The organism is Candidatus Cryptobacteroides sp., assembly GCF_056207615.1.
Map to the genome: position 1 here is coordinate 23,377 of NZ_JBAEER010000009.1, position 9,953 is coordinate 33,329.

General features: G+C 54.0%; 8 protein-coding genes. 2 read left to right on the plus strand and 6 right to left on the minus strand.

Annotated features, from left to right (window positions below; all coding sequences use genetic code 11):
- Nucleotides 1-24 precede the first annotated feature (24 nt).
- The 6 genes from AC06ND_RS00640 to AC06ND_RS00665 all read right to left on the minus strand — a co-directional run bounded on the left by AC06ND_RS00640 (nucleotide 25) and on the right by AC06ND_RS00665 (nucleotide 6,792).
- Nucleotides 25-2,259 carry a Gldg family protein gene (locus AC06ND_RS00640; RefSeq protein ID WP_475677064.1) on the minus strand — a complete coding sequence of 745 codons (2,235 nt, stop codon included), beginning with the start codon at nucleotides 2,257-2,259 and terminating at the stop codon, nucleotides 25-27.
- A gap of 3 nt (nucleotides 2,260-2,262) precedes the next feature.
- A complete protein-coding gene (locus tag AC06ND_RS00645) occupies nucleotides 2,263-4,557 on the minus strand; it encodes an ABC transporter permease subunit (protein WP_475677065.1) in 2,295 nt (764 codons plus the stop codon).
- A complete protein-coding gene (locus tag AC06ND_RS00650) occupies nucleotides 4,550-5,482 on the minus strand; it encodes an ABC transporter ATP-binding protein (protein WP_475677066.1) in 933 nt (310 codons plus the stop codon). Before AC06ND_RS00650 ends, AC06ND_RS00645 begins: the two co-directional genes overlap by 8 nt.
- A 67-nt stretch (nucleotides 5,483-5,549) precedes the next feature.
- On the minus strand, nucleotides 5,550-5,897 hold the full coding sequence (locus tag AC06ND_RS00655; RefSeq protein ID WP_475677067.1) for a cupin domain-containing protein: 348 nt from the start codon (nucleotides 5,895-5,897) through the stop codon (nucleotides 5,550-5,552).
- Between the two features lie 14 nt (nucleotides 5,898-5,911).
- A complete protein-coding gene (locus tag AC06ND_RS00660; protein WP_475677068.1) occupies nucleotides 5,912-6,532 on the minus strand; it encodes a nucleotidyl transferase AbiEii/AbiGii toxin family protein in 621 nt (206 codons plus the stop codon).
- On the minus strand, nucleotides 6,487-6,792 hold the full coding sequence (locus tag AC06ND_RS00665; protein ID WP_475677069.1) for a DUF6922 domain-containing protein: 306 nt from the start codon (nucleotides 6,790-6,792) through the stop codon (nucleotides 6,487-6,489). The genes AC06ND_RS00660 and AC06ND_RS00665 overlap by 46 nt, the downstream gene beginning before the upstream one ends.
- A 284-nt stretch (nucleotides 6,793-7,076) precedes the next feature.
- On the opposite strand from AC06ND_RS00665, the gene AC06ND_RS00670 reads away from it, so the two are divergent.
- Both AC06ND_RS00670 and AC06ND_RS00675 read left to right on the plus strand, forming a co-directional pair.
- Nucleotides 7,077-7,877: a Cof-type HAD-IIB family hydrolase gene (locus tag AC06ND_RS00670; protein WP_475677070.1), complete on the plus strand. Its 801-nt coding sequence runs from the start codon at nucleotides 7,077-7,079 to the stop codon at nucleotides 7,875-7,877.
- A gap of 45 nt (nucleotides 7,878-7,922) precedes the next feature.
- The gene (locus AC06ND_RS00675; protein WP_475677071.1) at nucleotides 7,923-9,869 is read left to right on the plus strand and encodes a CocE/NonD family hydrolase; all 1,947 of its coding nucleotides are present in this window, start codon (nucleotides 7,923-7,925) and stop codon (nucleotides 9,867-9,869) included.
- Nucleotides 9,870-9,953 lie beyond the last annotated feature (84 nt).

A 9,953-nucleotide genomic window follows, 5' to 3' on the forward strand; every position in this document is an offset into this window, starting at 1 on the left:
TAAAATGCAATGATTTAAGAGATATTATCTCTTACGACGTCTGTAGATGATGACGATGCCGACGAGGGCAATGAGAGCTGGAATGAGATAATTGTAGACAGCCCTTACCAGTGGCATCTGCATCGGAGTCATCTTGATATCCGAATCGATATAAGGCTTATGGGCTGGCGAGATCGGGAACTCTCCGTAGCATAGCCAGCGGAACGAACCAGGAACCATATCGAAGTTGTAGGCCCTGCTGGTTTGCTCTCTGCTCACGAGCTGAAGGACAGAGTTGCTGAAGCAGTCCGCATCACCGACGATAATGATCCTCTGATCCTTTTCCTTCTCACCGCGCTTGTGGCTGAGAGCCACGGCCAAGGTCTGAGGACCAGCAGTCGACAGGCTGTCGCTAACGAGCAGAGGAATGGCCTTGAAGACGCTTGTATCGGCGATTTCCATGGACATCGCGCCCGGCATGATGACGGAGGTAACGGCAGGATTGCGCCTCATCGAAGCATAGAATCCCTTGTATTTGTCCGCCGCAGTCTGGGTTGCACGAGCGAGCACATTCTCGTCGAGGCTCATGTCGGCAGAGCACTTAACTCCGAATCGTGAAAGGAGCTCGGAAATGACCTCCTGCCTTCCCGCATCGGTGAGTATCATAAGGTTTCCTCCCCTCTCCACGAACGCATCCACAGCAGCAAGATCAGCCTCGGACAGAGCGCTGACGGGATCGGGTATGAACAATATGTTTATGTTCTCTGGAATGCCCTCGGCGAGCACCACTTCCTCAAGGTCGAAGCCCTGGTTCACCATCGAATTCCTGAACTGACCGCTGGTCGCGAAGAGGGAGTAATCCCTGTCACTACGTCTCTTCACCGAACGCTCGCCATGACCGGTGACGGTCGCGACCTTGACCGGATCCTTGACCATCTTCTTCATCGCCGAAGATATCTCCTTCTCACTCGGATGATGGGTCATGTCGTTGAACAGTCTCAGGCGCGCCTCCTCGCCACTCTTGCGGCGCACGACGCGTACGAACTGGTATCCTTCCTCCGCGAGATCGATCTCCTCCTTGAGCGACTCAGCACTCACGAGATTGGCGTGCTTATAGCCCTTGATGGCCGCCAGCTCGACTGCAATTTCTTTCTCGCTCTTACCCGGATATTTATTCAGCAATGCAGTGTCCTTGATCGGAGAATAGTAGTAGACATACTTCATCCTAATCTCCGGCTTGAACCTAAGGTATTCCTTGAAGTGTTCCCTATCTTTCAATTGCTGACTAGGGACATAGTTCGAAAACTCTTCGTCCTGTACATCGACGTATGTCGTGATGGTCATTCCGCCCGGAAGCTGCTTCATCACAACCTGACTATCCTCCGACAGAGTGCGGGAATCCGCATAGGTCGCGTCCCAGAAAGTCATGAGAGCAGGACGTGAACTGATGAATCCGACGACCACCAGAGCAGCCGCTGCAGCACCGTATCGCAGGCACTTCTGAGCAGTCGTGCGCCTTGTCTTTCGGTTCTCGAGAAGTATCACTGAAAGCGCGAGGAAGAAGCAGGTCACAGCGATGAAATATACGATGTCATCAGTGCAGACCAGACCTCCGACCATGTTGCTGGCGCGTCCCTTGAGCGACAGCCAATAGGTGATTTCCCTGAACAGAGGCGACTCCTGACCGACCGTGCCGATGTAGTTGAACACGGCAAGGGCGCTGAGAGTCGCGACGGCTGCTACGACCTGATATGAGGTCAGCGCGGACATGAAGAGTCCTATGCTACAATAGGTCATGATCAGCAGGAACATGGATGCTAATCCTGCAAGTATGAGGGTCACATCCGGATTCGGAACGACGATGCACACAGCCACTGCAGGGAGCGCAAGCACTCCTACCAGCACCGCGGTACATGCGAGGGTCGCGAGGAACTTACCGGCGATGATCTCGACGCTGCTCACCGGCGAAGAGTACAGCAGCTTGTCCGAACCCGAAGCATATTCTCTGCTCATCAGGTTCATCGTCAGCAGCGGTATGTAGAGGTAGATGCTGTCCTGGATGACCTCGTAGATTCCACGGCCACCGAGCACCACTCCCGCGGTCGCACTGAAGGTGATGGTGTTGCCCAGTGCCTTGATCTTCACGATCTCGTTCAGAATGTCGATGAAGGCACTGCCGATCTGCGCTGCGAGCACCACGATGAGTATCCAAGCCACCGGTGAGTAGAAAAGGGTGGCAAGCTCCGTCCGCGCAATTCTTCTGATAATCCTGAAATCCATCTCCTATGCCCTCCTTCTTCTCATCAGTACCCACACTGCCATCGCGAGGATCAATACAGGAAGCACTACGACGTACGCAATCCTGACTGCGACGATGTCATTGGTCGTTATCCTCATCGATGTATCCTTCGGATGGATACGGTCTATACGTACAGGGAACCTTCCGCCGGAAATCCACTGGAAGCCCTTAATAATAAGCTGGTAATTCGCCGCCTCGAAGCCTTCGCGCTCGATGGTCATCTCGGAATTGGAAAGGCAATCGGCATCGCCCAGGACGATGATCCTCTGGTCTCCGCGAGTGAGCGCATAAGCAGTCACATAGCTGCCGAGCACTTCCCCATCATTCTCGTCGCACTCGACGATATCGTCCTTGAATCCGCTGTAGTCGCTCTCCAGCCACGAATCGCTCGGGCTGACGAGCAATGGCCTCGCCTCGAAATCGCTCTCGCCTTCCAGACGTTCGAGAGCCACGCAACCAGGCATGGTCACGCGACCATCGCCGGCCGTGAGTCCACTGAAGCAGTCGTCTATTCCGTCAATTCCCTTGGCAGCCTGAGCCAGTACAAGGCTGGACGAGAAATCCCCCGCCGTCCTTGCGATCTGTCTGTCGGTAGCCCTCAGTCCCAGCTCCCTGAGGATAGGCTCAGTCGCCTCCTGATGGCCGTAGTCAGTCAGGATCATCATGTTTCCTCCGCGGCTTAGATAATCTCGGAAATTCCCTATCTGCTGCCCTGAAAGGCTCGTCACAGGATCCGCCATGACAAGCATTTCGATGCTCTCCGATATAGGCTGGCCGAAGCTTGTATAGACGACGTCGAAACCCTGGTTTATGAGCGCATATCGCTGATATGCCGAGACCGTGAAGTCACTGTAATCCTGGAGCGAGGTGCCGCTCACTGAGCGTTCCCCGTTGCCTGTCACAAGACCCACAATCGGAGGTTCACCGGTAAGTTTGGCGAGCACCGCTGTTATCTCAGCCTCCGATGGTTCGCTCATATTGTCCTCATAGTTGCGGAGCAAGGCCGTCTTTCCGTCATAGATGATCTCGCGAACGAATGCATGATCTTCGCTGCGTACCGCCTCCACATCGCTCATCTCCTCCGGTGTTCGAAACATCCTCGGGTTCAGGTTGTAGATAGTGGTGAGGTAGTCGCGAGCCTCTTCCAGGCCCATGGAAGCCAGTTTCCTGCTGGTTCTCTTGGTCGAGCAGTCGTCGTAATAATATATCGTATGCTCCTTGATGTCCGGCTTGGTCAGCTTATACTGTTCGAACACGCTCTTCGGGAAGAGGGTCTGGAGGAGATATTTAGACGACATGTTGTCGAACAGGTTGACGTAGTTGTTCACGACTATCTTTCCGTCCATCTGCCGGAGCACCTGCTTCGAGGTCTCGGTTATGGAGTTCTGCCTTGCGCGGGTAGCGTCATGGATACCGATAAGCGCAGGACGCGAGCTGACGAACGCTGTTCCAGCGACGGCCAGCAGCAATAATGCCGCAGCAGCGTACTTCCGGACCGGTTTCATGCTCAGGCGCGGGAATGATATCCTCATCACCGTGAGTCCAAGGAAGAGGATGATGATGGCGAAGAAATAGAAGAAGTCGTCCGTCCTGAAGACTCCGTCGAGGAAGGCAGATGTCCTTCCGTTGATCGAGAGCCAATGGGCGATGTTCCTCAGCAGTTCGTAGTGCCTGCCCATGCTTCCTATCTTGCCGAGTATCGCGAGCGTAGCAAGGCTGCCGACAGCGGCGACGACCTGGTATGTCGTGAGCGATGAGAAGAAGAGGCCGATGGCGCAGGATGCAAGTATCTGCAGGTAGATTCCGAGCAGGCCGACCAGCACCGGTGCGACGTCAAGATCCACTATGAAGTATGCACTTCCGACGAGTGTAAGGGTCGGAATCGCCATCAGGCAGAGGCCCATGACGGCGGCAGCGAGGAACTTACCGATGACGAACTGGGTGGACGTGACCGGGGATGAATAGACCAGCTTTATGGAACCGGACGAGGTCTCCCTTGCCACGAGGCCCATCGTCAGCAGAGGTATGTAGATATAGATGTTCTGGACTATCGACTCAAGGAAACTCGCATATCCAAGATACACGTTCTTCGTCAGCGAGGCGGTGTTTCCGTAAAGATCGACTATACTTACCGTGGATGCTATATGCTTCACGAAGCTTGCCGAAGTGAGCACGGCGAACACGACGAGAATGAACCACGCGATCGGAGAACCGAACAAGGATGCCAGTTCCGTCCGCGTGATACGTCCGATTATGCGTGTTCCCCTGTGATCAGACATTGTTCTTCAGCTTTCCTGAGAGTTGCGCAAAGATGACGTCGAGGGATGTGTGGTCGAGGGCGATCTCCTTCAGGTGCCAGCCGTTCGCGATGCTCTGCTCAATCACCCTTTCGGTGATCTCGTCGCTGCCGTCGAAACGGACGCGGAAGCTGCCCTTCGAGAGTTCCTCGACGTTCAGGACATTGCCGATCGCTGCGAGCTCATCCTTGGTCGGAGGCACGCCGAAGCTCGCCGTGAAGCTGTTCGGAACGACATAGTCATTGAAATCCTTCATCGAACCTGAGAATACGACATGGCCGTGGTCTATCATCCTGATCTCGTCGCAGGTCGCCTGCACTTCGGAAAGGATGTGAGTCGAGATGAGCACTGCATGGTCCACCGCGATCTCCTTCACGAGGTTGCGGATCTCCACTATCTGGTTCGGGTCGAGACCGTTGGTAGGCTCGTCGAGCACGACGAAACGAGGGTCATGGACGATGGCCTGGGCTATGCCGACGCGCTGCTGGTAGCCGCCGGAAAGGTTCTTGATGAGTCTGTCGCTGAAGTGCATGATCTCGCACCTCTCCTTCGCTGCATCGACTGCCTTCCTGATCTTCGACGGGTCCATTCGCCTGAGCACCGCGCAGTGCACGAGGTACTCGTCAACGGTGAGGTCTGGATGGAGAGGCGGCTTCTGAGGGAGGAATCCGATTTCCTTCTTGGCTTCGACGGGATTCTTGCGAAGGTCGATGCCATTGATGAAGACGTCACCTTCGGTCTGGTTGAGAACTCCGCAGATGATGTTCATGGTGGTGGACTTGCCGGCTCCGTTGGAACCGAGGAGACCGAGGATTCCGTTCTTCTCGATCGAGAAATTGATGTCCCTGATGGCCCAGTCTACTGCGTATCGATGCGAAAGATGTATGACGTCTACTATATTGGGCATTTCACTGTTTCTTTATATCCTGACAAAGATAGCAAAAAGTTGCTTTCGGTGTGCATTCACCAAGTCTCTACTCCTCTGCAAGGAGGAAGTCGGCGCGCATCGGAGAGAAGGAGTCAATCACGATGCCGGGCTCGATGCAGACACATGCGTGAGGGAGGTTGGGACGGATAAGGACTCCGTCGCCGGCGGTGACGATGCGTGTCTGTCCATCGACGGTGAACTCGTACTTGCCGCTGATTATGCTGGATGTCTGGGCATGCGGATGGGTGTGCATGGCAGCGATGCCGCCCTCGTCGAAACGCACTCTGACCGACATTATGTCGCCATTGTATCCGAGAATCTGCCTGTAGAGGCCGGGACCGAACTGCTCCCACTCGCGCCCTTCCGCGCTGATGAATGTACTGCTTTCCTTCATAGTCAAGTTCAATTTTACGATCTTTTAAGGAATTGACCGACCTCAGCAACAATACGAGATTTCACATCTTCCCAATTGAGAGATGACATCATCATTGGCATAGGATCCGCTTCTGCATCATCGAAGTATGTGAGGCTCTTTAGCGTCGTGAAAAGCTGTGCATCTGAATACTTTCGAACATAGAGATTGACCAGTTCGTCAAATGAGAAGTATTTCAATAAGAAATATAAATCAACGAAGTCCTTCCTAGTTCCACGGTTGGTGATTGCAGATAGCTTCATCGCGGCAATGTCCTTTATTCCTGCAAGAGTGACACCATCTTCGACGACTGGATTATCTATCCATGGATAGGGATAGTTGACAACATCAACCTTCACTCCTTCAACAACAAGGAAACGCATCATCTTGGATTCGGACAATGGGGAGACTGAAGCAAAAGTCGAGAGTTCTAACGCAATTTCTTGTAGTGAAGCACCTACGCTACCAAAGAAATCCAGATCTATGGATTTTCGATGGCCAATCTGCAGCGCAAGAGCAGTTCCACCAACAAGCCTGGTCTCCCTGAACATATCCAAAGATTGGATCTTTCTTAATAGCCCCAATGTGTCGGGGTGGATGGTCTTGTAGTAAAGCATCTGAAAGATTCTTTTGGCAAGGATGAAACAGCGGAGATGAACGAAAGTGCTTTGGGCTCGAGTGTTCGCAGATTCTGCGCTATCTGTGCAATCCTCTGTAATCCATACCTTGACATCAGCAGATTCCAGTCATTCATCCGTCCGAGTTCAAGGACACGGCTGACAACATACGATGCGTTGGCCTCAAGATCAATTGAGTCCTTGTCCACATCCCAGAAAAGGTAATCCGAGAACGAATGTATGTAATCTCTTTCGCTCATTACAGCAAAGATAGTTATTTTTAAGATACACCAAAGCAGTACCTAGGTCAGAACTGAGCACGACTTTAGTCAGCCTACGATGTTTGTCGACAAACAAAACAACGAGTCCATCCCATAAAAAAATTGCAATTCATCTTGGTAAAACTATGAATTATTCAGGTAATAACTTAGTCGGGAAGAGAAATATCGTATTCAAAAACTTTTTTTGCAATCTGCATACCAACTGTGTTTGTTGCCATATAATTCCTAAATTTGGCACGGCAAAAACTTCAGATGACAACCAAATGGAAAACGACATCAAGGCGAAAGCAAAGGATATAAAGGCAATATTCTTCGACATAGACGGCACCCTCGTGCCAATCAACGGAAAGCAGATCCCCATCAGCGCAAGGAAAAGCATCGAAACCCTTCGCTCTAAGGGCATCAAGACCATCATCGCGACCGGACGCCACAGCAGCGAGATCAAGGGTCTGCCGGTGATGGACACCAAGTTCGACGGCTATCTCACGCTCAACGGTTCCCTCATCCTCGACGACACGATGCAGGCGTACGCCGGAACTCCTATCCCGAAAGGTGACATGGAAGTCCTCTCGCAGATGTTCATGGTCTCGAAAATCCCGTTCATCATGATCGGCGAGAAGAAAAGGTACATCAACTTCGTAAACTCCACCGTCATCGACGTCCAGTCCAGCACCAACGGCACCGTCCCCGACATCGACATCTACCATGGTGAGGACATCTACCAGATCGTCGCATTCATCCCTCCACACCAGAGGGAAATCCTCAAGTCGATCCTGGATGAATGCAGCATCACAAGCTGGAACGAGATGGGAATCGACATCATCCCGAAGGGCGCCGGCAAGCAGGTTGGAATCAGTGCATACCTCGAAGCCAACGGCCTCACACCGGACAACATCATGGCATTCGGCGACGGCGAGAACGACATCGAGATGCTGAAGCTGGCCGGAATCGGCGTCGCCATGGGCAACGCTTCGGACAAGGTCAAAGCCGCAGCCGACTATGTGACCGACGGTGTGGACGTGGACGGAGTAGAGCATGCGCTCAAGCACTTCGGCCTGATCTAAGCCACCGGCAGCAGAACAATTACGAAACTCGAACAACCGCAGAAAATGAAAAAGATACTCCTCACATTCGTGACCATCCTCTTCGCCGGCACGCTCAGCGCTCAGCAGGCTGAGAACCCATATTCAGCAGAAAAGATGAAGGAAATCTATACCAAGACCGAAGTGATGATCCCGATGCGAGACGGCGTCAAGCTCTTCACCGCGATCTATGAGCCCAAGGACAAGAGTGTCAAGCACCCGGTGCTGATGGAGCGCACCTGCTACACGGTCGCGCCATACGGTGAGGACAAGTTCATGAACTTCGGCGGCTATGCGAAGTACGTCGACGCGGGCTACATCCTCGTTTTCCAGGACGTGCGCGGAAAGAACATGTCCGAAGGTGAGTTCGAGGAGATCCGCGCATTCATCGAGAACAAGCAGCTGAACAAGCGCAAGCCGGAGAAGAACATCGGCCAGACCGACGAAGCCAGCGACACCTACGACACCGTCGAATGGATAGTCAACAACACCAACAACAACGGCTGCGTGGGCCAGAAGGGCATCTCCTACCCTGGCTTCTACACCACCATGGCGGCACTCAGCGGCCATCCTGCGCTCAAGGCGGTGTCGCCTCAGGCACCGGTGACCGACTGGTACATGGGCGACGACGTGCACCACAACGGAGCCTTCATGATCGCGGAGATGGTGGCGTTCCAGCCATGGTTCGAATACAGCATGGACAATAAGAACGTGCGTGCCGGAAAGCGCGACTTCAAGTTCCCGGACCTGATGGTCAGCGACATCTACACCGACTACCTCAGGCTCGGCACATACACCAACATCACCAACGCTTATGCGGACAGCCTGCACTACCTCCAGACCGTGCGTGAGCATCCGGACCTCGACGAATACTGGATTTCGCACACCGTCTCGAAGGGCCATCTCCACGACGTCAAGCCGGCCGTGATGGTTGTCGGCGGACTCTTCGACAAGGAGGACTGCTACGGTGCGTTCGACGTGTACAAGACCATAGAGTCAGAGAGCCCTGCGACCGACCTCTACCTCATCGAGGGTCCATGGTTCCACGGCGCATGGGACCGCTCTATGCGTCCGTTCTGGGCAAACATGTACTTCGGCGACGAGGCTACCAGCGAGTACTACCTCGAGAACTTCGAATATCCGTTCTTCGCATACTACCTCGAAGGCAAGGGCGAGAAGCCGCAGCCGGGCGCTACCGTGTTCGATTCGGGTTCGAGGACATGGACATACTACGGCCACCAGTGGCCAGAGATCGCGCAGACTTCGACCACTCCATTCTACCTCCATGCGGACGGCAGCGTGTCGACTTCGAAGCCTCGCAGTGCGGGTTCGGTGACCTACACCAGCGACCCGGCGAAGCCAGTTCCATACCGCAGCGCTGTTGAGACCAGCATCAGCAAGGACTACATGATCGACGACCAGCGCTTTGCCGCGCAGAGGCCTGACGTGATCTGCTTCCAGACGCCAGTTCTGGAGAAAGAGCTCACCCTCAGGGGCGAGGTTTCTGTCGACCTCCATGTCGCTCTGACCTCCACCGATGCCGACTTCATCGTGAAGATCATCGACGTCTTCCCAGACAATTTCTCATGGTACAGCGAACTCGGCGTGGAGCCATATTCGGAAGATGCCGCAAAGCTCGGAATCCCGAGGTCGGTGATGGCCGGTTACCAGTTCATGGTGCGCGGCGAGGTGATGAGGGGCAAGTATCGCGAGAGTTTCTCCGAGCCGCAGCCATTCACTCCTGGCGAGGTCACCAAGGTCCATTTCACCATGCCTGACGTGAGCCACACCTTCAAGCCTGGCCACAAGCTCATGATCCAGATCCAGTCTAGCTGGTTCCCTCTCGTGGACCGCAACCCGCAGACCTTCTGCAACATCTTCACCTGCGACGAATCGGCCTACGTCAAGGAGGACATCACCATCTCATGCTCCCCTGCCGCCGCTTCCTGCGTGAACCTCCCGGTTGTCAGATAGAGCTTTGCAAAAGCGGGCACTGGCGAGCCGCTCATGCGAGCTCGCGAGGTGGCTCGCTTTAGCTGCCGGAGGTACTCCATTCCG

Excerpts from the sequence above, each read along its gene's own strand:
- AC06ND_RS00640 (WP_475677064.1), bottom strand. The coding sequence starts at position 2,259 with ATGGATTTCAGGATTATCAGAAGAATTGCGCGGACGGAGCTTGCCACC.
- AC06ND_RS00645 (WP_475677065.1), bottom strand. The coding sequence starts at position 4,557 with ATGTCTGATCACAGGGGAACACGCATAATCGGACGTATCACGCGGACG.
- AC06ND_RS00650 (WP_475677066.1), bottom strand. The coding sequence starts at position 5,482 with ATGCCCAATATAGTAGACGTCATACATCTTTCGCATCGATACGCAGTA.
- AC06ND_RS00655 (WP_475677067.1), bottom strand. The coding sequence starts at position 5,897 with ATGAAGGAAAGCAGTACATTCATCAGCGCGGAAGGGCGCGAGTGGGAG.
- AC06ND_RS00660 (WP_475677068.1), bottom strand. The coding sequence starts at position 6,532 with ATGCTTTACTACAAGACCATCCACCCCGACACATTGGGGCTATTAAGA.
- AC06ND_RS00665 (WP_475677069.1), bottom strand. The coding sequence starts at position 6,792 with ATGAGCGAAAGAGATTACATACATTCGTTCTCGGATTACCTTTTCTGG.
- AC06ND_RS00670 (WP_475677070.1), top strand. The coding sequence starts at position 7,077 with ATGGAAAACGACATCAAGGCGAAAGCAAAGGATATAAAGGCAATATTC.
- AC06ND_RS00675 (WP_475677071.1), top strand. The coding sequence starts at position 7,923 with ATGAAAAAGATACTCCTCACATTCGTGACCATCCTCTTCGCCGGCACG.